The organism is Parabacteroides sp. PH5-46 (assembly GCF_029892785.1).
GTDB lineage: Bacteria > Bacteroidota > Bacteroidia > Bacteroidales > Tannerellaceae > DFXE01.
In genome coordinates this window covers 147,161-170,627 of record NZ_JARXXA010000003.1, presented here as the reverse complement: position 1 = coordinate 170,627, position 23,467 = coordinate 147,161, and the positions used below count along the sequence as shown (strand labels likewise).

Below are 23,467 nucleotides of genomic sequence, written 5' to 3'. Positions count from 1 at the left end.
TCGATATCAATTTTATTATGTAAATTCGCCCCCTGTAACATTAAACTATAAATAATATGTCGGTTGCAAAACGTGATACAGAAGACAGGAAAGTAACTACTCACCGTCTTTTTGAAATGAAGCAAAGAGGAGAAAAAATATCTATGCTTACAGCTTATGATTACTCCATGGCGAAGTTGATAGATCAGGCAGGAATGGATGCCATTCTGGTAGGCGATTCAGCCTCTAATACAATGGCGGGAAACACAACAACACTTCCCATTACCCTTGACCAGATGATTTATCATGGAAAATCGGTAATGAAAGCTGTTAAACGTGCGCTCGTCGTAGTAGACCTTCCTTTCGGTACCTATCAGGGGAACTCCAAAGAAGCCGTTTCTTCTGCTATTCGTGTGATGAAAGAAACACATGCAGATTGTATCAAAATAGAAGGGGGAGCAGAAATAAAAGATTCGATTACACGAATACTTTCGGCCGGTATCCCCATTATGGGACACCTGGGATTGACCCCTCAGTCGATCAATAAATTCGGAACTTATACAGTACGTGCAAAGGAAGAGGCTGAAGCCAAAAGGCTGATTGAAGATGCCCACCTGCTTGAAGAGCTGGGATGTTTCTCTCTCGTACTTGAAAAGATTCCGGCTAAGTTGGCAGCCCAGGTTGCTTCGGAACTAACGATCCCAGTAATCGGTATTGGTGCCGGAAATGGAGTAGACGGACAGGTATTGGTTATGCATGACATGTTGGGCATTACGGAAGATTTCTCTCCCCGTTTCCTACGTCGGTATGCCAATCTGAAAGAGGTGATCACTAAAGCCGTTCAAACCTACATCGAAGATGTAAAACGGCAAGATTTCCCGAACGAAAACGAACAATATTAATATCAATAAACGGAGAATGGAACATCGTTCCATTTTCCGTTTATTAATTCCCGTGTAGTACGGAAACCTGTTTCTTTTAGTAATTGAAAAGCTTCGGAACGTCCGTCATTTACCAGATCTGGGAAATGGCAGTCTGAATTAACCAACACCGGTATATTTCTTTCCTTCAACAATGAGAGATAGTTTACATGGGGAAATGTTTCTCCTTTTCTACTCATGTTTTTCGTATTTATTTCCACCATAATCCCTTTCTCAGCAATCAGGTCAAGACAGGATATGAACAAGTCTTTATACCAAGGAGCGTCTATTAGAGAGGAATCGATACGTTGGCCGTTCATATAAACTTTATCGATATGTCCTACAATATCAATGCCTCCCGCCTCTACCATCTTCATTGCTGAATCATAGAAACGCTCTGCCAGTTTTCGGATACTACCTCCAAAATGAGTATTCACTGCATTTTTATAATCTTCAAAAGAACCGTCTATGCAAACCATATTTGCTTCTGTTAGTTCTTTCGAGATCGGTAGAAAATGCACAGATCCTATCCGGTAGTCCAAAGGTAATTCTTTGAAATACGGAATTGAGGCATTGAACGTTTCGTCCAGGTAATCAATCTCTAAAGCTACATAGATCTTTAGCTTATCCTCGTATTTCTTTCTCAGACGCTCTATCTCCGCCAGATACTCAGGAAGATCAGTATCCGACATATTCCAGAACGTCTCAAAAGGAAGCGGAGAATGGGATGAAAAACCATAGGTGCTGAAACCTTTTGAAACAGCAAACTTCACAAAATCCTCAGGCGCACTCCTACCATCACAAAAGGTACAGTGACTATGATAATTACTTAATAACATTCAATTCTTTTCCTACTTTTATAAAGGCGTCAATCGCTTTGTCAAGATGTTCATTTTCGTGTCCGGCAGATAGTTGCACGCGAATACGAGCTTGTTCTTTAGGCACAACCGGATAGTAGAATCCAGTTACATAGATACCTTCTTCCTGCATTCTGGCAGCAAAATCCTGCGACAGTTTAGCGTCATACAGCATCACAGCACAGATAGCGGACTGAGTCGGCTTAATATCAAATCCGGCAGCAAGCATCTTATCGCGGAAATAGCTTACATTTTCCACCAATTTGGTATGTAATGCATCACTTTCTTCCAGCATCCTGAACATCTCTATGCTGGCTCCTACAATGACAGGAGCAAGAGAGTTTGAAAACAAATAAGGGCGTGAACGCTGGCGGAGCATATCTATAATCTCCTTCTTTCCAGTCGTAAAGCCACCCATAGCTCCTCCGAAAGACTTACCCAATGTTCCGGTGAAAATATCAATCTTGCCATAGCAATCAAATTGTTCGGCTACTCCACGTCCGGTCTTTCCTACAACACCGGCAGAGTGAGACTCGTCCACCATTACCAAAGCATCATATTTTTCGGCCAACTCACAAATCTTATCCATCGGAGCTACATTGCCGTCCATAGAAAACACCCCATCAGTAGCAATGATACGGAAACGCTGAGTCTGTGCTTCTTGCAGGCAACGCTCCAGGTCTGCCATATCAGCATTGGCATAGCGATATCGTTTCGCCTTGCATAAGCGCACCCCATCAATAATAGAGGCATGATTTAAAGCGTCAGAAATAATGGCGTCTTCCTCTGTAAAAAGGGGTTCAAATAAGCCTCCGTTGGCATCAAAGCAGGCAGCATATAAAATCGTATCTTCCGTTTTGAAATAACGAGAGATAGCTGCTTCCAGTTCTTTGTGAAGGTCTTGTGTTCCACAGATAAAACGAACCGATGACATCCCGTAGCCATGTGTATCCATAGCATCTTTCGCCGCTTTTATCAGCCGCTGGTTGTCAGACAAGCCCAAGTAGTTGTTGGCACAAAAATTCAGTACATGCTCACCTTTATTCACCTGAATATCGGCGCGCTGTGGCGTGGTAATAACACGCTCTTTCTTGTACAGACCAGCCTTCTCTATAGAAGCTAGTTCATCTGTTAGAAAATCCTTTAATTTTCCGTACATACCCTTTGTTTTTTGTTAGTTTAATTAAGACACAAAGGTCACCATTTTTTACCTGATTATAAAGGAGACCCGTGTTTTTTTATTCAAAAAATTACAACAACTGTTGCGCTTTGAAGCCGGCGTCGGCTACCAGGGCGATGATTGTTTCGGGTGAGACGTTGGCAGTTACTTTCAGGAGCTTTTCCGGGGTGTTCAGATCGATGTGCCACTCTTCGGGTTTGATTACTTTGTTTAGCTTATCGCCAATGGCGGATACGCAGCCGCCGCATTTGGCATTTGTTTTGAATTTCATAGACTTCTATTTTATTATTCCTGCATTTTTGTTTGTTTAATTCTATACATTCCGGCAGTAGGTCCTGATATCATCTGGCCTTTTGCATCAAGCATGATGATAGCGCCTTCTACAACTTTGAATTTTTCCCCATCGGCTTTACCGGTAAGGGTAATGACTGTTCCGGTACTATCCCATTTGAATTTGCCGGAGGTAGAAAATACATTTTCCGGTTCCTTATCCTGATAGGTCATTTTTTTGGTATAGTTTCCTTTATAGTCCAAGGTAATCACAAGATCAATGCCCGGACAGTCGGCACAAGGGATAACTCCTTCATACACTCCACCATAACTTAAGGAATTTTGTGCATAATGTCCATCAGAGAGCCCCCGGTTTCCACAAGAAACAAATACAAAAGCAAATACAAATAAAAACAATAAATTTTTCATACCTATTTTATAAATTTTAATCGTAAACTGTTGGTTACTACTGCCACAGAGCTGAAGGCCATCGCTGCACTGGCAATCATAGGGTTGAGCAATAATCCATTTATCGGGTATAATACACCGGCTGCCAAGGGGATACCTATTACGTTAAAGATAAAGGCCCAGAATAGGTTCTGCTTGATTTGGCGAACCGTTTGTCGCGAGATGCGAATAGCTTCAGGCAGCAATGACAAGTCCGATGTCATCAAGGTAACCATCGCTACATCCATGGCGATATCTGTTCCTTTCCCCATGGCGATACTTACATCTGCCCGGGCTAATGCCTGCGAGTCGTTTATCCCGTCGCCTACCATGGCTACACGCTTCCCTAAATGCTGTAAATTTTTAATATATTGATCTTTATCATCAGGAAGTACTCCAGCTTTATATTGTTGGATACCCAATACAGTTGACACTACTTCGGCACTTTTTTCCGTATCACCCGTTAGCAAATGCACGTCAATGCCTAAGTATTTTAATTTGTCTACAGCAATAAGCGAAGTAGGTTTAACCCGGTCGGTAATTGCAAGAACAGCCAGCAGTTTTCCTTCTCCTCCATAATAAATAATACTATTTCCGTTCATGTTCCAGCGATCAATGTGTTTTACCACATTATCAGGAACTTTAGTTCCGAAAATTTCCATCATCGCCCGATTGCCTACCCAGTATGTTTGATCCCCTACTTCCATCCGAACCCCTTGACCTGTAATACTTTCAAAACTTTTCGGTTCAAATTCGGAAGCTCCCGAATCTTCCATCCATTTTACAATAGCAGAGGCTAGAGGATGCTCCGATTTCATCTCTGCCGTATAAAGGATATCCAGATAGCATATATTAGGATCCGAAAGCCAGTAGGAATCAATCACTTGAGGGACACCCTCCGTCAGTGTTCCGGTCTTATCCAGTACTACAGTATCTATCTTACACAAATTTTCCAGGGCAAAGGCATCTTTTATCAGGATATGACGCTCGGCTGCTTTTCCCATACCTACCATTAAAGCTGTAGGAGTAGCCAGTCCTAATGCGCAAGGACAGGCGATTACCAATACTGATACGGCAGACAACAGGGCATACGAAAAGTAAGACTCCCCTCCTACTACCAGCCAGACTACAAAGGTAATAACGGCTACAAGAACAACCACCGGAACGAATATGCGGCTGATTTTGTCAACAATACGCTGCACCGGAGCTTTGCTACCCTGTGCTTCCTGCACCATTTGTACAATCTGAGCCAATACCGTAGCCTTACCTACTCCGGTAGCCTCTATAGAGAAAGCGCCTTTCTGGTTGATCGTACCGGCCAGTACTTTATCACCTTTCGATTTCATTACCGGTATAGCCTCGCCGCTAAGCATGCTCTCGTCAATAGATGACGAACCGTTTACCAAGATACCATCTACCGGTATTTTTTCGCCCGGGCGTACACTCACCCTATCCCCCACTTGCAGCAGGGCAATAGGCACCTCTTCTTCTTTCCCGTCAACCAGTCTGCGAGCTGTCTTGGGTTGCAGTCCCATAAGCCCTTTAATGGCCGACGAAGTACTGTTCTTAGCCCTTTCTTCCAGCAGTTTACCCAGCAATACAAAGGCGATAATAATACCGGAGGCTTCGTAATACACATGGGCTTCCAGCCCTTTATCGGTCCAGAATTGCGGATAAACGGTATTGAATAAACTAAACAGAAAAGCTATGGATGTACTCAAGGCCACAAGCGTATCCATGTTAGCAGATCCACGCAGAGCGTGACGTACTCCGTTCACATAGAAAGAACGTCCGAATAACAACATGATAATCAGCGCCAAGGCCATCATCACCCAATTAGCATACGGCAGGTGCATAAACACCATCGCCAGTACAGCCAACGGAATGGCTAACACCCAGGAACCTATCGTATTACGTTTCAAGCGCTCATACTTTTTCCGACTGATTTCATCCCGCTTTTCCAGCGCATCTTCTTCTTCGTCTACCACTAAGTCGTAACCGGCAGATTGAACGGCAGATTTGATATTATCCAGGCTAATATCAGTCGGTACATATGTCACTTTCAATGTATTGGCAGCAAAATTAACAGATGCGTCTACCACACCGGCCAACTTCTTTACTGTGCTCTCAACGTTATTGGCGCAAACAGCACAACTCATATCCAATACGGGAACTATTTTTGTTTCTGTTTTTTTCATCATTTATATAAACATTCCTCAAAGTATCAATACAACAATCGGCAGATTCTTTTTGTTGTATATTTCCGATTAATTATAAAACAACAACAACCCGGCGGTAGGCATATAAGTTAGGAAATCCATCATCATTCACCTGCAGTATTACATGCACAGTACCCTTGCCGGACTCTATTCGGCTTAAATCTATTTCGGTTGTCTCCCCTTCAGTTTTACTTAACGAAGCGCCTTGTAATGAGCCTGCTTCCTGATAAATCCACCATTTTATATGAAGGGCATTGCCATCAGGGTCGGAAGTACCGGCTGCCGATAGTTGTATTTTCTTCTTCCCGTCAGCCTGTACATAAAGCACTTTTTTACCGGTATCTCCATTCAATACAACTGTAGGATTATGATTGGCTTTCTGATAACTATCAGCTATACACCAGTCCATACGGGCGGCAAAATCATACTGAAAATGATCTCTCCAACGCCAGATGGTCGCACCGTTTGATGTATGAAATTTTCCAGGTTCATACTCCACTCTATCCCTGCTGAATACATTACTAGTCCATATTGACCGTATTTCTCCATACGGGCGATACAGTGCATATCGTCCTCCCCAACCGCCAAAGCCCGGACTTTCGCTCCATCCCAAACCATTGTTGATAAGCCCCAGAAAAGAAGGCGTATCTCCTTCCATGATAAATGCTGCAAGCGGATAACATGCACCTAACGGACCATGATTTTCAATGATATTTTCTTTTAGCCATGGGTTATCCACCAAGTCAAAATGATAGTTTACTCCCAGTTGGTTCTGTACATCTCCGGAAATACCCGTCCAGGTGGATCTATAATATGTATAATAGTCGGCTTCGGATGGATCAACAATATAGAAAAGTTCCGGAAATTCGCTCCGTATCCATGGGCCGGCATCATCCTGATCTGAAATAGAATAGACCCTTAGTTTGCCTATCACCCGCTTTAATTCTTCTTCTGCCATTTCATTCCGTGCATCAGACAATGCCTGCGCCAATGTATTTGCTCCACCCCATAGGCATACCCACAAGGGGCGATTATCCTCTTTTTGTGCAGCTTTCAATAACAGGCGGGAACCTTCTGTGGATTTTCCGGAGCCTACTGCCTGAAGACCATAAGTAGCTTGTCCGCTTGCTGTTATAGTTTCTAATTCTTGCTGAGTGGGATATCCGTCGGCATGTATTTGCAAATTAGGGCGAACCTGCCCGTAAGCTGTAATAATTTTGCGGATCAAGTCTTCACGAATCTCTTTTCTCAAATGGCAGGAAGTGGTTGCTACAATACCTTCAATATCATATTCATTGCTATAGAGCAGGAAACGCACCAACGATTCTTCATCATCGGGTTCGTTATTAATATCCGTCAACACAAAAACGCGCGCTTTGTTATTCTCTTCTTGCGCATATATACTACAAATACTACAAATTACACAGATTAGCAGTGGTACAACTTTCATTGGTATCTATTATTGTTCACAACAAATGTAAGCATTTTCTGTTTAATCTATGAATAAAGAATTATACAAGGTACGCCTAAAACAATTTAGAGGTACGTGTAAATCAGATTACAGGTACGTGTAAATTTATTTAGAGGTAGGTGTAAATCAATTTAGACGTACCTCTAAATAATTTGCAGTCACGCATGAGCATGAAAAAGCAAGCAATTGCAGGTAAACTTGTTTAGGGAAAAAAATCACCTTGAGTATTGTTATCAAAGGGGGATTTTGTAGTTTTGTCGGAGTTAATGTACAATTATTAATATACTAGAATTATGTCGAAAAAGATTTTGTGGATTGCAATCCCTGTCGTATTACTTATCGTTTTATTTGTTTGGTTTAAAGGTGTATACAACAATATGGTAACACAAGACGAAGGGGTAAAAACTGCCTGGAGCCAGGTAGAGAATCAATACCAGCGCCGCCTGGACCTGATCCCCAATCTGGTAAATACCGTAAAAGGATACGCAACGCATGAACGCGAAACACTGGAAGGGGTAGTTAATGCCCGTGCCAAGGCTACGCAAACCAACATCAACCCGGAAAATCTGACGGAAGAGTCACTGAAACAATTCCAGGCTACACAAAGCGAACTGAGCAGTGCCCTGTCTCGACTGATGGTAGTAGTAGAGCGCTATCCCGAGCTGAAAGCCAACGAAAACTTCAAAGAACTGCAAGCTCAGCTTGAAGGTACGGAGAACAGAATAGCCGTAGAGCGTCAGCGCTTTAACGAAGTGGCCAGGGGATACAACACCTATATCAGGACATTTCCTAATTCCATCCTTTCCGGTATGTTTGGCTTCTTCCCAAAAGCCTATTTCTCAGCCGAATCCGGAGCAGAAAAAGCACCGAAAGTGGAATTCTAAGCCGTATGACGGATGTAATATACAAGGTAGTACTGGCGGGACTGCTTCTTCTCTTTTTCCCGCCGGGCATGGCAGCTACCGACCATACGGTAGAAACCATTCCTAATGTACGGCTGACAGACCGGACCAATCATGTGAGTAATCCCGACGATATTCTTTCCGAGAATACGATCAGGAACATCAACATGTACCTCCAGGCCTTGGAAGACAGTACGGGGATTGAAGTGGCTGTCGTAGCCGTTTACAGCATAGGTGACAACGATGCCCGCATGTTTGCCACCGACTTGTTTGAGCATTGGGGAATCGGGAAGAATGCAGATGATAACGGGCTGTTGATTCAGCTAGTTACCGAGCCTTCGCAGCGCTCCGTTGTCTTTGAAACAGGCTACGGGCTGGAAGGTGTATTGCCGGACGCTATTTGCTATCGCCTGCAACAGCGCTACATGATTCCCGACATGAAAGACGGTAATTATGACAGCGGGATGCTGAATGGCGTGATTGCTGTAACCGACTATCTGTTATCCAGCGATTACGAGCGGCAGGCTATAACTGGTGATACCTCGGAGGATGATCTTCCCTTCTGGGCTGCCTTTCTGATGATTATGGGCTTTCCGATAACTCTCATATTGATTGTCCTACTCAGCACATATATTAAACACCGTCCGCGAGTATGCCCGAAATGCGGACAAAAAACATTGGTCTTTGTACGTCAGCAGACCATCCAACGGGCTACCTACACTTCCGAAGGGCTTGTAGCAGATATCTATCGCTGCAAAAACTGCGGATACACAGAAGAGCAAAAACGCAGAACCAGCCGCATAAGACGCGAAGCTGCCGGTGGCCCTATTATCATGGGCGGAGGCGGTTTCGGTGGCTCAAGAGGTGGCGGATTCAGCGGAGGCTCCTTCGGAGGAGGCCGTTCCGGTGGCGGTGGCTCAATCAGCAGATTTTGATTTTTTGCAGAACGGAACACGCAGAACGCAGTACGGGGAGACCCTCTCAAGAGGGGAAAAAACCGTACTGCGTTCTGCGTGTTCCGAAAGAGAAAAGGCATTGCCTTTTTTCTACAAAATTATCTGTTGCTCGCCTGCGGAAAGCGGGTATTCTTTTCCTTTCCAGATGAAGGTACCGGAGGTACCGGAAGGTAAGCTTAGGGTCGCAGTTAGCTTGCCTTTTTTGTCTACCGAATAGCTGGCTTTTACAGTGCCGAAGGGGTGTGGCATGCTGCCGGAAACCTCTTTCAGTTTTCCCAGTGAAGGGGCGATGCGTATCTTTTTGAATCCGGGAGCATCGCTGTCTATTCCCAATACAATACGGTATAATTCAATGTTCGGACTGGATCCCCAGGCATGGCAATCGGAACGGGAAGGCTCCGGCATTTCAGCCCAGGTAGTCAAGCCCAATGCCATCTGATCCCGCCATATCTGTAAGTTTTCAAACAGTTGATCGCCCAATCCGGCCTTATTTAAGGCTTGGTGCAAGTAGTAACGGAAATAGATGGTTGCTTGCTTTAAATCCTTATCGGCAAGCGTACGCTCCATTACTTCTGCAGCTTCCTCACCTTCAACGATTCCTGCCAGAATGATCAAGGCATTTACATGTTGAGAATACGAACGATGATCGTGTGTATCAGCAAACAACTTACGTTCTTCGTCCCAATATTTCTTGCGCATCGTAGAACGGATACCCGAAGCTATTTTCTTGTAATGCCTGGCCATAGAAGACAGCCCAATTGCTTCTTCCATCTCTGAAACAGCATCCAGAGCCAATATATACAATACATCCTGGAAAGCTGAATTACCGTTTTTCTCACGAACCGGCTCGCCATAATCAAGACCTGCCGACCAATCGGCAAAGAACCAATGCGGAACATAATCCAGGCTCATATCCGGTTTCAGCCACTGCTCGTACCAGGCAAGGACTCCCCGGTAAGCAGGCAGCAAGCTTTTCATATATTCTTCATCGCCCCGATACATCCAGTAATCATGCCCCGTGCAGATCCACCAAAGGGAAAAAGAAGAGATAAACTGGTGCAAGGCAGAAGGATAACGGCTCATGGTAATACCCTCGGCAACAATCGACTGTCTCCCCTGCTCTATCGCATTCTTTACCATATACGGATCGCGGGTATTATACATCGTGATCATCGCTTGAATACGTGTATCTCCAAAGTATTGAAGTTGCTCATAATAAGGGCAATCCATATAGGTTTCATTCGCACACAAACGGGCTGTGAGCCATCCGATATCAAGCATTTTGTTCAGTTCCGGATGAGCCGGAGCATCAAAAGCATACTCACTCACAAAAGGATAGGCTGAGAATGTGCCATATATATCGTCGATAACCAATGGCTCGTCAGAGGTGCTTATCTGGATATCCACATAGCGCCAGGTACGCCACCAAAGCGTTGTAAAATCACGGTTTTCGCCTCCATCGGCAATAATCTTGTCCGCATAACCGATAAATAGTTTTCCGTCTATCCTGTCACGATGTCCTTTGGGGTTCAAGCTATATGATTTGGTAGTGGATTCGCTTGAGTCTTCGTGAAGTGCTTCGGCATAAGCAATCGTTATTTCGGCATCTTTCCCCTGGCTATATAAGAAAGAAAAGTAGCCGGTAGTCAACTGTTGATTGTCCAACAATAAACGAGCCTTGGTATTGGCTGGGATGCAAAAAGAGGCAGAGCGCTTCGGAAAATCGTCCGGACATTTTACTCCTTCCGCTATACGGACACTGGGCAGACGCTCCAGCTCCATCGTCATAGGAGGAATGGGAGACGGTACCAGCAAACGTCCCGGATAATCACGAGCTCCCTTTACAGCGCCTTCTATACCAGAGCGGGCTTTCTGCCACTGCGAATCGTCATAGTCCGGGCGTTCCCATCCCCAGGGATAGGCGGAAGCGTTCAATAACTCACCGGGGCCTGCCACGTAGTAACCCAAAACCTGCCAGTCTGTCCAAGGGGAATAAGCCTCATTCTTTATACAAAGCCAGGAGTTATTCGTATTGACGACCTTCTCTGTATCTGTATTTCCTTGCAGGAGAAAGCCCGTTTGATTCATACTAATCTGGGCTACCGGTTTCTGCTCGGCATAATTCCATACAACAGCTGCCAGGGTATTCTTACCCTTTGTAAGCCAGGGAGAAATATCTACTGTTTCAAAATTCCAGTTATAAATATCGCCACGAGCCGGGCCTAGGGAAACCAGCGTTCCGTTTACATACAATTTATAGCGATTATCTGCCGATACATGTACGACAAATTTTCCGGGAACATCCTTTAAATCAAAGGACTTACGAAAGTGGTAAATGCCATAGGTATTAGCCGGTTCGCCGGGAAGCGAGATCCAGCGGGCGTCCCAACGCCCCCCTTCCAGCAAAGCAGGGTTGATTTCCGACTGATTATATCCGGTCAGGCGGATCTGAGCTGTTGCAGATAAACAAGCCAAAAGGCAAAACAAAAACAGAAAATGTGTGTGTTTCATAATATCAGATATTTAGGCTATTTCAGCGCTTTTTCTATCTTGCTCATTAGTTCGGCAAATTCCGCATCATTATACCCCTTGCTGGCGTAAATAATCTTTCCGTCTTTTCCTATCAGGTATGTCCGGGGAATAAGGCTCTTGGCAAACGAACTGTAGATAGCCCGGCTCTTGTCCGGATACAGTGGGAAAGTAAAGCCTTTTTTCTCGTTATAGGTAGCCAGATCAGCATCGGAATGTTCCCGACCAACAACAAGCATCACAAAACCGGCATGGTTCTTATACTTCGGCCAAAGAGTCTCCTGTACGGCAGCCAACTCCTTCTGACAAGGCGGGCACCAAGTAGCAAAAAAGTTCAGCAGAATGACCTTACCTTGCAGAGAGGATGATTTGAATTCATTTCCATTATCTGATACAATGGTAAAAGCAGGCATAGTATCGCCTACTTTCACAACATCACTATCTTCCTGTGCTGTAGAATACAAAGCTACAGAAATAAAAAACAGGGCAAAAATGATCCTTTTCATACGAATTTATATTATTGTTGAAGATGTTGCGCTACATCATACCCAGCCTTCAAAGCCTTCAGGTTCATCTCTACAATTTCTTCGCCTTTTCTTCCGAAAATACGACGAATCCCTTCTTCTATTTTCTGATATTCAATACCTAAGAAGGGAGTAGCAGCACCCAGCATAACAATGTTGGCCGCACGGGCAGAACCCAGGTCTTTCGCGATGGCTTCTACATCCAGAATCACCTTTCGCGGAAGTTTATCCAGCTCGGCATTTACCTGTTCTATGTCCGGATAGTTCGGAATATTAATAAACGGCTGAGAGTTGGTTACCAACCATCCGTCCTTCTTCAGATAAGGCAAGTAACGAAGGCTTTCCATCGGCTCCAGAGAGACAATCAGATCGGCCTGTCCTTTAGGAATCAAATCCGAAGCAATCGGCTTATCCGACAAACGAAGGTTCGATTGTACGTCTCCCCCACGCTGACTCATTCCGTGCACCTCTGCCTGTTTCATATATAAACCTTCTTTCAGGGCGGCTTCACCGATTACGGCAGCAATAGAAAGAATACCCTGTCCTCCAACCCCTGATAAAATAATATCTATTTTCATTTTTTAGCTGCTTTTTTCTTTCTGGTTAATGTTTGGATACACTCACGACGCGGGATAACAACCGATACGCCTTTATAGTCTATTTCTTCACGGAATATCTGCTTCATTTCCTCGTAGTTCTTCTTCAAAGGAACAACCACCCGGATATGTTCGGGAGAAACCCCTATCCCTTCGCAAATAGCTTCTATACGACCCGTTCCGGCAGAATCCTGACCGCCTGTCATAGCTGTTGTTTCATTATCGGAGATAACAATCGTTACATTCGAGTTCTCATTAACACAATCCAGCAAGCCCGTCATACCCGAATGGGTAAAAGTTGAATCGCCAATTACACTAACAGCCGGGAACAATCCTGCATCGGAAGCCCCTTTAGCCATCGTAATAGAAGCCCCCATATCGATACAGGTATCAATCGCACGGAAAGGAGGCAAAGCGCCAAGCGTATAGCAACCGATATCACTAAATACTTTCGCATCCTTGTATTCCAACAGTACTTCATTCAGGGCATCATATACATCGCGGTGTCCACAGCCCTGGCACAATGCCGGAGGACGTTGCTCTACCACTTCCGGTATAGCATAATAACTTGTAATTTCCTTACCCAAAGCCTTGCCCACTGAATCCGGACTCAGTTCGCCGTCGCGCTGCAAAGTACCATCCAATCGTCCGTGTACTTTAAGACCTCTTCCCAGCAAGCCCTTCAATTGTTCTTCCACTATTGGAAAGCCTTCTTCCAATACCAGTATCTCGTCACAGGTATCTACCAGTTTTTCAATCTGTTTCAGAGGCAAAGGGTATTGGCTGATCTTCAAAACGGGATATTCAAAGCCTTCGGGATAATTCTCGGACAGATAATTGAAAGCAATCCCTGTCGCAATGATACCCAGCTTCTTATTCGGGGCCTCAAAGTATTTATTATAAGCGGATGATTCCGACTCCTGTTCAAAGGTTTCCTGAGCAGCCAACAATACCTTAAAGCGTTTGCGAGCCAAAGCCGGCAGCAAGATAAAACGCTGGCGTCCATCCTCGGGAAAGCTCATTTGCTTCTGTTCCTGCATCGGACGTCTGACAACCCCGGAGCGGGAATGAGCCATACGGGTAGTGATGCGCAGCAAGATAGGATAACCTAATTTCTCAGAAAGTTCAAAACCGTCATACACCATATCGTAGGCCTCTTGCTGGTTAGAAGGTTCCAGCATGGGGATCATAGCGAAATTACCAAACGTCCGGTTGTCCTGCTCGTTCTGCGATGAGTGCATAGAAGGGTCATCAGCTGTTATAATAATCATACCTCCGTGAATACCACTCATGGCTGCATTCATAAAGCAGTCGGCAGCTACATTCATCCCTACGTGTTTCATACAACAGAGCGTCCGCTTTCCGGCATAGCTCATTCCTAGAGCCGTCTCCATCGCTGTTTTCTCATTAACACTCCATCTGCTATGGATACCTCTCTCTTTCGCAACAGGCGACGTCTGAATGTATTCTGTAATTTCAGTTGAAGGAGTTCCCGGATAAGCATATACACCAGACAGCCCGGCGTCAATAGCTGCTTGTGCTATCGCTTCGTCTCCCAAGAATAGATTTTTTTCCATTAATTTATATCCTTATTTTAATGTTGTTTTTTTCGAATGTCAAAGATAGTTTTTTTGAGCAATTAATCGTTAATCATTGATCGTTAATCGTTCTTAACGAATTCTTCTTCTGTTCAGCTCTGCCCTGTAGCGTTCGGCATTTCTGTTATGCTCGGCAAGAGTAATCGCAAAATTATGTCTGCCCGAAAAATCTTCTTTGGCACACATATACAAATAATTATGTTGCATATAATTCAATACGCCGTCCAATCCACGGATGGAAGGGACACGAAGAGGGCCCGGAGGAAGCCCGGCATATTTATAGGTATTATAAGGCGACTCTACCTCCAGATGTTGGAACAAGATCCGCTGTAGAGAGAAATCCCCTACTGCAAACTTCACCGTCGGGTCTGCCTGTAAAGGAATACCTTTCTTCAGGCGGTTCAGATAAAGTCCGGCAACGATGGGGTACTCATCATAAACAGCCGTTTCTTCTTCTACAATGGAAGCCAGGATAGCTACCTCAACAGGAGTCAGGTTAATTGCTTTGGCTTTCGCTTTACGTTTGTCCGTCCAGAAAGCATCATATTCACGCTTCATCCGTTTCAGCAGATTGTCAGCCGGAATATTCCAGTACACCTCATAGGTATTCGGTATAAACAGAGTAGTAATCGTCTCTGTTGTAAAGCCTAAGGATTCACAGAAAGCCGGATCGTCAATCAGTTGAAGGATATCCTCCGGGTTAATCATCAATTGTTCAGCCAAACGCTCTGCCAGATCGTCTTTCAAACGTATATTATTAAATGTGATACGGGTAGCAGTTTGTTGCCCCCGGCGTAACTGGTTCAGTAAGGTCAGGTGATCCATTCCCGGTTCTACGGCATAGCGTCCGGTCTTCATGGCAGCAGGATATTTCAGCATATCTGCTAATTGCTTAAAACCACCGATACGACTACATCCTGCGGAGTCGACCAACTGTCGGCACAGCTCATCAAAGTCTTTCTTCTCGTCTACATATACATAGACCGTTTGTTCTGCATTAAAATCGGGAGCATACAACAGGCGATACGCCCAAAGACCGGCACCGGCAAGGATAAGGATAAAAATGGTTAGCAGAATAAAAATAAACGGCTTCTTCAATTTTTTGTGTTTTGCCATATAAATTCAGAATCAATTAAATATCGAAAAACATCCGCAAAAGTAACATCTTTTTCTTTAAATAATCATCAAAATCCTTTGTTTATTCAGAAATATAAATCTATCTTTGCCCCCGCATTGGTTAAAGCAATGCCCAAACTTTTATAAGAGGAAGGAGGGATGGGTGAGTGGCTGAAACCAACAGTTTGCTAAACTGTCGTACGGGTAACTGTACCGGGGGTTCGAATCCCCCTCCCTCCGCAGAAAGCTGTCTTTTGGACAGCTTTTTTGCTTTTATACTCCCACCTAAAATTATCAAAACAGTTCTTTTCAAATACATGCTTGTATTCGCAGACAGAATAGGCTTGTTGGCAGATTATATTTTTCAGGGAATGGAGGGCTATTTACTTTTGAGCTGTTTTTTAAAAGTAATATTCCTATGAAGATCAAATTATTATTGGGCTTTTTGTGCATAACAGGCCTGCTTTTCTTTTCCTGTAGTAGCGATACGGATGAACTCTTAACCGATGAAGAGGATCCCGAAAACATTATTATTCCGGATGATCCGGGCGATTCGGGAGACGACGACCTGAATCCCAACTCGCAAAACCAGACGTATGAAAATGCTGTGAAGATCGCCTTTTCAAACAGCGGGGTAACGATTGATAACCCTTTTGAAAACAGCGGAGTAACGATCACCAATGCGGATGGGCACATAAGCATCACTTCTACCATTACAGACAAGGAACTGAACTATGTACTTTCCGGTATTACGGAGGATGGCTCGGTGAAGATTTACGGAGAGAAGAAATTCGGCCTGATACTGAACGGCACAGGCATCACCAACCCTAATGGTGCGGCTATTAACAACCAGTGTAAGAAGAAGGTAATGCTCACCATCGTAGACGAAACGAACAACCGTCTGATAGACGGCAGCAGCTATACCCTGGTAGACGGGGAAGACATGAAAGCTACCCTCTTCAGCGAGGGCAATATGGAGGTATCGGGCAACGGTACCCTGGAGATACGCGGGAAGTACAAACATGCCTTATGCGTAGACGGCTCGCTGGCTATAGCAAGTGGTACGATAAACATCAAAGAGGCAGCCAGCGATGGCATCCATACCAACGATGCAATCAGCATTTCGGGAGGTATGCTCAGCGTCCGCTCGGCCAGTGATGCCATAGAATGCGAAAGCAAAGAAGAGCCTATCAGCATAAGCGGAGGCACCCTCAGCATCATTACTACCGGAGAGAAGGGGCATGCTATCAAAGCCAAACAGGATATCAACATAGATACCAGCGGAAGCATAGAGATTACAGTCTACGGCAATGCCTCCAAAGGCATAAAACCAAGTGGTAACCTGACGATTACAAAAGGAGACATCACCATCAATACAGTCGGTGAGGCTATTTGGGAGGAAGACGAACAGGATACCTCCTCCGCTGCCGGAATCAAGTGCGACGGCGACGCCCTAATAGATGGCGGAACCCTCACAATTATAAGTACCGGAGCGGGCGGTAAGGGTATCAACGTAGACGGTACATTGGTGATAAACGACGGCAAAATAAGCGTAACAACCACCGGAGAGCAATACGTATACGACCGGAACAATGACACAGCCGCAAAGGCGATCAAGAGCGACGGCAACCTGACGATCAACGGGGGCTCAGTAACCATCCGCACCTACAAAACCGAAGCCGAAGGACTTGAAAGCAAAGCTACATTAACCATCAACAATGGCGAAGTAGACATCGAAGCCTACGACGACTGTATCAACGCTTCTACGCATATCGAGATCAACGGAGGTTATGTATATTGCAACAGCGAAACCAATGACGGAATCGACTCCAACGGCACCCTCACCATCACCGGAGGAACCATCGTTTCCCTGGGAAGCAGTAGTCCTGAAGCTGGCTTCGACTGCGACAACAACCAGTTCAAAATCACCGGAGGAACACTCATCGGACTGGGGGGAGGCGACAGCAAACCTACAACATCCGTCTCTACGCAAAACAGCCTGATATACGGTTCTAATGCAAAGGCAGTTCTGTAGAAACATTCACCACATCATCTGCTCTTACAAGTATAGGAAGCTCCGGAGGAAATATGCCCGGCGGAGGGGGACGTCCGTAACTACTTACGGATATAGTCCTGCAGGGCTTTTACATAGTTGTCGAAAGCATCTATCCCCTTCCCGGTTATCTTCAATACCGTGCGGGGGCGCTTTCCGTCGATAAACTTATCTACTTCAATATATCCTGCCTCGCTAAGCTTTTCGATGTGGGTACTCAGATTACCGGCCGTTGCGCCGGTTTTCTCTTTGATAAAGACAAAGTCCGCTTCGTCGACCGATATCAGTATAGACATGATAGCCAGCCGCTGCTGCGATAGCAATAAGGGGTCTAAATCTTTAAACATTTTGTTCCGTTTTTTTATTAAGCATGTGGCCAGGGATAATAAATCCTCCGATAACAGACAATGCGAATATAATGTATTGTCCGGATTCTTCTTTCATAACATAAAAATAAACCATACACAGGATAGCTCCAATCCAAAACACAATAGCTCCTTTCATAAAAGGCGCATATTTATAGGCAATGCCAACTACATACTGGGCAAAACCCACCAAAACAAGTATCACAGGTGTCAGCATTATTCCCAAACCCGTATTTTTCAAGGAGAAGGCAAACCCGAATGAAAGGATAAAAACAAGAAACATAGACCAAACAAAAACACTCCATACGCCGGTCGCAATCTTGTCTATATGCGTTCGTACGGTTGCTTTCTTGTCTTGCTTATGCCCTATCCAAAAAACGATAAAGGTAACCGGCAACATTAACCACCAAACATTATAAGCCATATAAGACGGAGTTAATAGATGTAATAACAAAGCATTCAATAACGATATCACCACTAAAGAATACCCTACAAAAAGCAAGGTCATACCATCTCCCTTACTCACATTGTTTCTTGCCTCAGCAATCATGCTATTAATTAACTGCAAGCTTTCTTGTTCATTAAAATTCTTTTCCATAATCTTTTATTTTAAAACTTTTCACAAATGAATAGACGGATATAATTAAAAGAGGCAAATGTACAATCCCCATAGCTATCTTTTCCGGATGCTGAAAACTGGCCATATTATATAATCCTATTATAATTCCGATGAATGAAGTTATCCTATAAACCGGTTTATTAATTCTTGGAAAATTCACCGACATGATAGCCAAAAACACAGGAGTCATCATACAAAACGCAGTAGATGAACCATTCTTTATAAAGGATAAAGGTGAGAAATCAAAGGTATTAGTACCAGCCAAGGGCAACCAATAAGCAAACAATGCCAATACAAGCAGCCAACTATTTTTTAGGTTAATTGATAAAAAAGAATAATCGTTTTGTGGCTTTATACATTCGCTCAGCCAACAAAAGGCTACTAATAAAAACATAAATACATTAATTAATACCGCGCTAACACCATATTTATCGGTAATAGCCACATTTTGCAGTATCGCAAACAACAAATAACTAACTAATATATAGACATTAAAAGCTCTGGCAAATCTGTTTTTATACACAAATAGCAAAACAAGAAAAGCCAGCGACACCAATTGAAAAATAAAATAATAATTACGGATATCACCTTGCAAAGAATGTGTCAATGTATAATTAATTATATCACCTATCCCTTCATAAGAGAAGTTATACGCCGCATACGGAAGGAGGATAAATTGTAAAAGAATAATTAGTACGTAAAACCACCACTTCCTGATAATCCTTGACAAAAATGTTAATTTCATTTCCATATCTATATCATTTATACTGCAAATATAAATTAGTTTGCAATACAAACCAAATCATTTTACAAATTATTTTGCGCGTATGAGATTATTTTCTTATCGTTTCGCAGAATGACACAAAAAAGAAGGGGGTTTTTCATTTTCTCTACCACAATCTACCTAATTTTGTGTCGTGAAAAAGTTGCTGGGTCACAACTGTGACCCACGTGGTTCACAGCCATCGACCAGCTGGGTCACAACTGTCGACCAACTGAGTCATAGCTGTCGACCAGGTGAACCACATCTGTGAACCAGCAACTTTTTTGCATAATTAAAACCTGTTATTCACTATTAAAAAATTGTTTTTCAGCATTATGAGCGTAAAATATGCCTTATACGAAAGCCCGACTCCCAAAGGGAACGGGAAGAAGCAAGCGCTTCACGCAAGAGTAGTACCCACTACCACCATTCGTATGAATAGAATTATAAAGGAAGTATCCGCCTTTTCGTCTTTCAGTTCCTCCGACATCAAAGGAATGCTCCAGGCACTGGTAGACCAGTTGGTTTCACACCTGGAAGACGGCAACGAGCTGGAGCTCGAAGGACTGGGCCATTTCAGTATTAGCCTCTCCTGCCCCAAAGTAACCAACCCCAGGCAGATAAAAACACAGCACATCCGCTTCAAAACCGTTAAGTTTCGCTGTTCCAAGGAAGTAAAACAACGCCTATATGCCCTGGAGTTTGAAAAAGTAGCCCGAGACCCCAACGGCTCCCCCTACTCCCCCAAGGAACGAAAAGAAAACATCCTAGCGCATCTGGAAAAATACCAAACCATCCAAACCTCTCACTGCATGCACCTAAACGGCTGCACACGCTACCTCGCCAAAAAAGACCTGAAAGAAATGCAACAAGAAGGCCTAATCATCAACCTAGGCCAAAACAAACACTCCATCTACGCAATGCTATAGCATCCCAACAATCTCTTGCCAAGTGTTTACGCGTTCGAGGGAGGGGTCTTGGATGAGGGCGTTTTGAGGTTGGGTGTATAGGATTTTTCGGCCGGGGAAGGAGCCTAGATTTTTGATGTGATCGTCGATCATTATGTCGCCGCAGATGCTGTCTTTGCTGCCGCAGAAAATCATTTGTTTCCAAGAAATAAATGGGAAATGTTCATTGAGCCAGGCGAGTTTTTCAGTTAAGCTATCGGGGAACTCTGTGGCTGATGATACTATCAGTACTTTATACTTGTTATTCAGATAGTTTAAGCCTTCTACGCTGTATTCCATCACCGGAGCGGTACGAAAAAAACCTTTACTTCTGACAACCTTTTCAAAGGAGGGGAAAGCTTCTCCTTCCAGTTTGCCGTTCAGTTCCTGTTGGTTTAGTAATATACCTGACTCCCTGTATTCATAAGCTATCAAATGGGCATAAATATCCGCCAATACCCCATCCATGTCTACCAATATCTGTTTCATAATAGTAGATGACATCTTAAAAGGAGAGTTTCATGACGAAGCGGATACCGTTTTTCTGGATGTTGGGGTTGTCGCGGTATGTGAGACGCCAAACGTAGTCCAGGCGGAGGAATGAGAAGATGTTTTCTATGCCGGCACCAATCTCCATGTAGGGTTCGTTTCCCATTGTATAAGAGCCTTCAGGGAAGAGATAAATGTCTTTGTTTCCTTCTTTGAAGGGGTTGTTCTTATCTGTCAGGTTGCCATACAGGCCACGGAAGGTGATTACTTCTCTTAGCTTCAGCTTCTTGATCAGAGGCATACGGTTAAACAGAGCTCCGTTCATGAAGTATGTGATATCCCAAGAGGCATATTCGTCGTTGATAAACTCCATGGCGTTCATCAAGTTGTACGACTCGGGCTGAACGGTGTACGAAAGGTTGGCATTGGGGAGTATAAGCATCGGATACGGGGCTTTGCTCCATACCTTACCCGCCTTGCCGATCATATCAATATAGCCGAATGACATAGGCATCCACAAACGGTATTGAATACCGAAGTCTGTCCGGTTGTAAGAATAATCGGAGCCCAGGAATCCTTTCTCTGCCGTGGTATGATTAAGCGTAAATATCGGAGCATCTAATGTGATAGGATAACGATAGTTACGTGTCTGATAGAACTTTTCGTTGGGTGCATAGCGGAGTTTCAGTTCCAGCTCACTCATGGTGTAATCCTTGATGGGCTTGATGCTACCGTCTGCTTCAATCCGGTCGAAAACGGCATATTCTGTTGAATATTCCTTTTTGTTACGAACGCTGGCGCCAAAGGCAAAGCCACTATAACTTTCGTTATAATAAGTTAGTTCACCAAAGCGCAGATAGGTAGCCCTGTCGTCTTTCTGACGTTTCCAAGCCAGGAATATGTTATCCTTATTGGTGTACATATATTGCTGCCCGATCTGGTTGATATCGTAGAAATATTGGGCGCGGATGGAGTGTACGGGAAACTCCTTGCGATAGTCTTTCTTATCGTGGAATGAGTATTCGGCAATCAGGTCGTATTTGATCTTTTCGTCCTTGGTTCCGTAAGCCACCAGTCCATCCAGGAAAAGGCGCTTGCTGAAATTCGTGGTAGTAGTCCCTCCCACACGGAAACGGGCGCCTTCTATGGCGTTACCACTAATGAAGGTATTCACAGGTCCAAACTCAAACTTACTCTTCAACGGATCCGTATCTGTAGCAATATATCCATTCACAAAAAGGGATACTACCTTCTCTGTCACATAGAAAAGAGGCACTTCGCGCATACGGGCCATCAGTTTTTCTACCGAATTAGGATTTCGTTTCACTCCTTCCTGCGGACGGTTTTCTATCCAGAAGTCTTCCGGTTTCTTGAAGGCATCTGCTACTGTTATGATAGGGGCACTTTGATTAAAGATAGCCATGTTGTCTTCCGGTTCGGCGAATGTCTGGTTTGAGTAGATATTCAAGCGCCGGGCATACATTCCCTTTGATTTTTCCGTCAGTTTGAAGTTTACCTGTATATCGTCTTTGGTGATGATGCGGGTACCGTCTTCCGCCCGGTCGAACGTTTGGTCAATCATCATCCAACTTACAAAGTTGAGGTTGATCTTTTTAGGTACATTCAAGACAGCCCGCTGTACAAAATAGGTAGAGTCGAGCGTGATATACAAATGTCCTGTAAAACCAAAAGATTCGGAGTTAAAAGGAACAAAACCCAGGTCGAGGCATTGCTGATTATTAACTACAACCGTATCAAGCATATAATACTTGTAGAACGTAGGGCCTAAGGTAGACATAGGGCTAACGAAACGTTGCAGGAACAAGGATATATCATTCTGGAAGATATCCACTTCTCTGAACACCTCATTTAAAACCTGTGCTACTCCATCCCGGGAAAAGATTTCATCCACACCGGCAGACTTCTGCCCTCTGATCAAGCGCTTTTCCGAACGGGGATCTTTCCGGTAGTAGATCGTTTCTACTTTTTCCTTTTCCGAAACAGGTAATATGGTGGTTCCTACATCCAGGGTATCCACAAAGTCTATTAAAAAGTCAAAGCGGCCTACTTTCCCATCCGTCCTTGGTTTGGGCTCGTAGTCGTTCATGGCAAAGACTACTTTTTCGTACTGCTCGTATGTAAAATAATCGTGATTGCGAGGATCATTGCTACTGCGTAACTCAATGGCATTCTTTATAAACTCAACGGCTGGGTTATCGCGGCGGGAATACTTATCCTTTCCTCCCTTGACTACTACTTCCGACAAAGCAATACTGGAAGGAGCCAGCTTGATATCCAGATTATTGGTCCGATCCAGATTTATTGTTACGTCTTTTTCGGTATATCCCAGATAAGAAATCTGCAATTTACGTACACGGGAAGTAGTCGTCATATTGAATTTCCCGTCCAAATCGGTAGTTGTTCCGATGGTTGTTCCGGCCAATATCAGCGAAACATAAGGTAACGTTTCACCGGTAATCGAGTCTGTTACAATCCCTTTGATTATTGTATTCTGGCTATTGGCTACACAGGCAATCCAGATAAAAAGAAAAATAAGAGTATATTTCTTATACATATTGTTAAAGTCATCAACCTATTAAGGATGCAAAAGTACATAATCTTTTAACATTGTTATAGTGCCAAATCGCATACATATTATTCCATTTA

The 23,467-nt window shown here is 44.0% G+C and carries 21 protein-coding genes and 1 tRNA gene; 6 read left to right on the top strand and 16 right to left on the bottom strand.

What is annotated here, in order from left to right; genetic code table 11:
- The first annotated feature begins 56 nt into the window (after positions 1–56).
- Positions 57–881, top strand: a complete 825-nt coding sequence (gene panB / locus M2470_RS04185; protein WP_280743810.1) for a 3-methyl-2-oxobutanoate hydroxymethyltransferase — start codon at positions 57–59, stop codon at positions 879–881.
- A 2-nt stretch (positions 882–883) separates the two neighbouring features.
- Here the strand turns inward: panB and M2470_RS04180 are convergent, their stop codons facing one another.
- The 6 genes from M2470_RS04180 to M2470_RS04155 all read right to left on the bottom strand — a co-directional run bounded on the left by M2470_RS04180 (position 884) and on the right by M2470_RS04155 (position 7,322).
- Positions 884–1,738: a histidinol-phosphatase gene (locus tag M2470_RS04180; protein ID WP_280743811.1), complete on the bottom strand. Its 855-nt coding sequence runs from the start codon at positions 1,736–1,738 to the stop codon at positions 884–886.
- A complete protein-coding gene (gene kbl / locus M2470_RS04175; RefSeq protein WP_280743812.1) occupies positions 1,725–2,915 on the bottom strand; it encodes a glycine C-acetyltransferase in 1,191 nt (396 codons plus the stop codon). Before kbl ends, M2470_RS04180 begins: the two co-directional genes overlap by 14 nt.
- A gap of 91 nt (positions 2,916–3,006) precedes the next feature.
- The gene (locus M2470_RS04170; RefSeq protein ID WP_280743813.1) at positions 3,007–3,207 is read right to left on the bottom strand and encodes a heavy-metal-associated domain-containing protein; all 201 of its coding nucleotides are present in this window, start codon (positions 3,205–3,207) and stop codon (positions 3,007–3,009) included.
- Positions 3,208–3,221: 14 nt separating this feature from the next.
- Positions 3,222–3,635, bottom strand: coding sequence for a copper resistance protein NlpE (locus tag M2470_RS04165; RefSeq protein WP_280743814.1), 414 nt, complete (start codon positions 3,633–3,635; stop codon positions 3,222–3,224).
- 2 nt (positions 3,636–3,637) lie between these two features.
- Positions 3,638–5,851 carry a heavy metal translocating P-type ATPase gene (locus M2470_RS04160; protein WP_280743943.1) on the bottom strand — a complete coding sequence of 738 codons (2,214 nt, stop codon included), beginning with the start codon at positions 5,849–5,851 and terminating at the stop codon, positions 3,638–3,640.
- A 73-nt stretch (positions 5,852–5,924) separates the two neighbouring features.
- Positions 5,925–7,322 carry a DUF1593 domain-containing protein gene (locus M2470_RS04155; RefSeq protein ID WP_280743815.1) on the bottom strand — a complete coding sequence of 466 codons (1,398 nt, stop codon included), beginning with the start codon at positions 7,320–7,322 and terminating at the stop codon, positions 5,925–5,927.
- A 311-nt stretch (positions 7,323–7,633) separates the two neighbouring features.
- Here M2470_RS04155 and M2470_RS04150 point away from each other — a divergent pair, with 311 nt between their 5' ends.
- Both M2470_RS04150 and M2470_RS04145 read left to right on the top strand, forming a co-directional pair.
- The gene (locus M2470_RS04150) at positions 7,634–8,227 is read left to right on the top strand and encodes a LemA family protein (RefSeq protein ID WP_280743944.1); all 594 of its coding nucleotides are present in this window, start codon (positions 7,634–7,636) and stop codon (positions 8,225–8,227) included.
- A 5-nt stretch (positions 8,228–8,232) separates the two neighbouring features.
- A complete protein-coding gene (locus tag M2470_RS04145; protein WP_280743816.1) occupies positions 8,233–9,180 on the top strand; it encodes a TPM domain-containing protein in 948 nt (315 codons plus the stop codon).
- Positions 9,181–9,291: 111 nt separating this feature from the next.
- On the opposite strand, the gene M2470_RS04140 is transcribed toward M2470_RS04145, so the two are convergent.
- From M2470_RS04140 to mltG, 5 genes are all read right to left on the bottom strand, one after another.
- Positions 9,292–11,712: an alpha-L-rhamnosidase C-terminal domain-containing protein gene (locus M2470_RS04140; protein WP_280743817.1), complete on the bottom strand. Its 2,421-nt coding sequence runs from the start codon at positions 11,710–11,712 to the stop codon at positions 9,292–9,294.
- A 17-nt stretch (positions 11,713–11,729) separates the two neighbouring features.
- Positions 11,730–12,236, bottom strand: a complete 507-nt coding sequence (locus M2470_RS04135) for a TlpA disulfide reductase family protein (RefSeq protein WP_280743818.1) — start codon at positions 12,234–12,236, stop codon at positions 11,730–11,732.
- An 11-nt stretch (positions 12,237–12,247) separates the two neighbouring features.
- Positions 12,248–12,832: an indolepyruvate oxidoreductase subunit beta gene (locus tag M2470_RS04130; protein ID WP_280743819.1), complete on the bottom strand. Its 585-nt coding sequence runs from the start codon at positions 12,830–12,832 to the stop codon at positions 12,248–12,250.
- A complete protein-coding gene (locus M2470_RS04125; protein ID WP_280743820.1) occupies positions 12,829–14,427 on the bottom strand; it encodes a thiamine pyrophosphate-dependent enzyme in 1,599 nt (532 codons plus the stop codon). Before M2470_RS04125 ends, M2470_RS04130 begins: the two co-directional genes overlap by 4 nt.
- A gap of 93 nt (positions 14,428–14,520) precedes the next feature.
- Positions 14,521–15,564, bottom strand: a complete 1,044-nt coding sequence (mltG, locus tag M2470_RS04120; protein WP_280743821.1) for an endolytic transglycosylase MltG — start codon at positions 15,562–15,564, stop codon at positions 14,521–14,523.
- A 153-nt stretch (positions 15,565–15,717) separates the two neighbouring features.
- Here mltG and M2470_RS04115 point away from each other — a divergent pair.
- Positions 15,718–15,804 (top strand) — tRNA-Ser (locus M2470_RS04115).
- A 178-nt stretch (positions 15,805–15,982) separates the two neighbouring features.
- Positions 15,983–17,599 (top strand): carbohydrate-binding domain-containing protein, encoded by a 1,617-nt coding sequence (locus M2470_RS04110; protein ID WP_280743822.1) that lies wholly within the window; start codon positions 15,983–15,985, stop codon positions 17,597–17,599.
- Positions 17,600–17,679: 80 nt separating this feature from the next.
- On the opposite strand, the gene M2470_RS04105 is transcribed toward M2470_RS04110, so the two are convergent.
- Genes M2470_RS04105 through M2470_RS04095 form a run of 3 tightly spaced genes read right to left on the bottom strand, consistent with a single transcriptional unit; the run spans position 17,680 to position 19,352 of the window.
- Positions 17,680–17,964 (bottom strand): transcriptional regulator, encoded by a 285-nt coding sequence (locus M2470_RS04105; protein WP_280743823.1) that lies wholly within the window; start codon positions 17,962–17,964, stop codon positions 17,680–17,682.
- Positions 17,957–18,580, bottom strand: coding sequence for a hypothetical protein (locus M2470_RS04100; protein ID WP_280743824.1), 624 nt, complete (start codon positions 18,578–18,580; stop codon positions 17,957–17,959). The genes M2470_RS04105 and M2470_RS04100 overlap by 8 nt, the downstream gene beginning before the upstream one ends.
- Positions 18,564–19,352: a hypothetical protein gene (locus M2470_RS04095; protein ID WP_280743825.1), complete on the bottom strand. Its 789-nt coding sequence runs from the start codon at positions 19,350–19,352 to the stop codon at positions 18,564–18,566. Before M2470_RS04095 ends, M2470_RS04100 begins: the two co-directional genes overlap by 17 nt.
- A gap of 347 nt (positions 19,353–19,699) precedes the next feature.
- On the opposite strand from M2470_RS04095, the gene M2470_RS04090 reads away from it, so the two are divergent.
- Positions 19,700–20,293 carry an HU family DNA-binding protein gene (locus M2470_RS04090; protein WP_280743826.1) on the top strand — a complete coding sequence of 198 codons (594 nt, stop codon included), beginning with the start codon at positions 19,700–19,702 and terminating at the stop codon, positions 20,291–20,293.
- Here the strand turns inward: M2470_RS04090 and M2470_RS04085 are convergent.
- Both M2470_RS04085 and M2470_RS04080 read right to left on the bottom strand, forming a co-directional pair.
- Positions 20,288–20,800, bottom strand: coding sequence for a 5'(3')-deoxyribonucleotidase (locus tag M2470_RS04085; protein WP_280743827.1), 513 nt, complete (start codon positions 20,798–20,800; stop codon positions 20,288–20,290). The genes M2470_RS04090 and M2470_RS04085 overlap by 6 nt on opposite strands.
- Before the next feature lie 16 nt (positions 20,801–20,816).
- Positions 20,817–23,375, bottom strand: a complete 2,559-nt coding sequence (locus tag M2470_RS04080) for a DUF5686 and carboxypeptidase-like regulatory domain-containing protein (RefSeq protein ID WP_280743828.1) — start codon at positions 23,373–23,375, stop codon at positions 20,817–20,819.
- Positions 23,376–23,467: the final 92 nt, after the last annotated feature.

What these genes read in the sequence shown, in the direction of transcription:
- panB (WP_280743810.1), top strand. Translation starts at nt 57, where the DNA reads ATGTCGGTTGCAAAACGTGATACAGAAGACAGGAAAGTAACTACTCAC.
- M2470_RS04180 (WP_280743811.1), bottom strand. Translation starts at nt 1,738, where the DNA reads ATGTTATTAAGTAATTATCATAGTCACTGTACCTTTTGTGATGGTAGG.
- kbl (WP_280743812.1), bottom strand. Translation starts at nt 2,915, where the DNA reads ATGTACGGAAAATTAAAGGATTTTCTAACAGATGAACTAGCTTCTATA.
- M2470_RS04170 (WP_280743813.1), bottom strand. Translation starts at nt 3,207, where the DNA reads ATGAAATTCAAAACAAATGCCAAATGCGGCGGCTGCGTATCCGCCATT.
- M2470_RS04165 (WP_280743814.1), bottom strand. Translation starts at nt 3,635, where the DNA reads ATGAAAAATTTATTGTTTTTATTTGTATTTGCTTTTGTATTTGTTTCT.
- M2470_RS04160 (WP_280743943.1), bottom strand. Translation starts at nt 5,851, where the DNA reads ATGAAAAAAACAGAAACAAAAATAGTTCCCGTATTGGATATGAGTTGT.
- M2470_RS04155 (WP_280743815.1), bottom strand. Translation starts at nt 7,322, where the DNA reads ATGAAAGTTGTACCACTGCTAATCTGTGTAATTTGTAGTATTTGTAGT.
- M2470_RS04145 (WP_280743816.1), top strand. Translation starts at nt 8,233, where the DNA reads ATGACGGATGTAATATACAAGGTAGTACTGGCGGGACTGCTTCTTCTC.
- M2470_RS04140 (WP_280743817.1), bottom strand. Translation starts at nt 11,712, where the DNA reads ATGAAACACACACATTTTCTGTTTTTGTTTTGCCTTTTGGCTTGTTTA.
- M2470_RS04135 (WP_280743818.1), bottom strand. Translation starts at nt 12,236, where the DNA reads ATGAAAAGGATCATTTTTGCCCTGTTTTTTATTTCTGTAGCTTTGTAT.
- M2470_RS04130 (WP_280743819.1), bottom strand. Translation starts at nt 12,832, where the DNA reads ATGAAAATAGATATTATTTTATCAGGGGTTGGAGGACAGGGTATTCTT.
- M2470_RS04125 (WP_280743820.1), bottom strand. Translation starts at nt 14,427, where the DNA reads ATGGAAAAAAATCTATTCTTGGGAGACGAAGCGATAGCACAAGCAGCT.
- mltG (WP_280743821.1), bottom strand. Translation starts at nt 15,564, where the DNA reads ATGGCAAAACACAAAAAATTGAAGAAGCCGTTTATTTTTATTCTGCTA.
- M2470_RS04110 (WP_280743822.1), top strand. Translation starts at nt 15,983, where the DNA reads ATGAAGATCAAATTATTATTGGGCTTTTTGTGCATAACAGGCCTGCTT.
- M2470_RS04105 (WP_280743823.1), bottom strand. Translation starts at nt 17,964, where the DNA reads ATGTTTAAAGATTTAGACCCCTTATTGCTATCGCAGCAGCGGCTGGCT.
- M2470_RS04100 (WP_280743824.1), bottom strand. Translation starts at nt 18,580, where the DNA reads ATGGAAAAGAATTTTAATGAACAAGAAAGCTTGCAGTTAATTAATAGC.
- M2470_RS04095 (WP_280743825.1), bottom strand. Translation starts at nt 19,352, where the DNA reads ATGGAAATGAAATTAACATTTTTGTCAAGGATTATCAGGAAGTGGTGG.
- M2470_RS04090 (WP_280743826.1), top strand. Translation starts at nt 19,700, where the DNA reads ATGAGCGTAAAATATGCCTTATACGAAAGCCCGACTCCCAAAGGGAAC.
- M2470_RS04085 (WP_280743827.1), bottom strand. Translation starts at nt 20,800, where the DNA reads ATGAAACAGATATTGGTAGACATGGATGGGGTATTGGCGGATATTTAT.
- M2470_RS04080 (WP_280743828.1), bottom strand. Translation starts at nt 23,375, where the DNA reads ATGTATAAGAAATATACTCTTATTTTTCTTTTTATCTGGATTGCCTGT.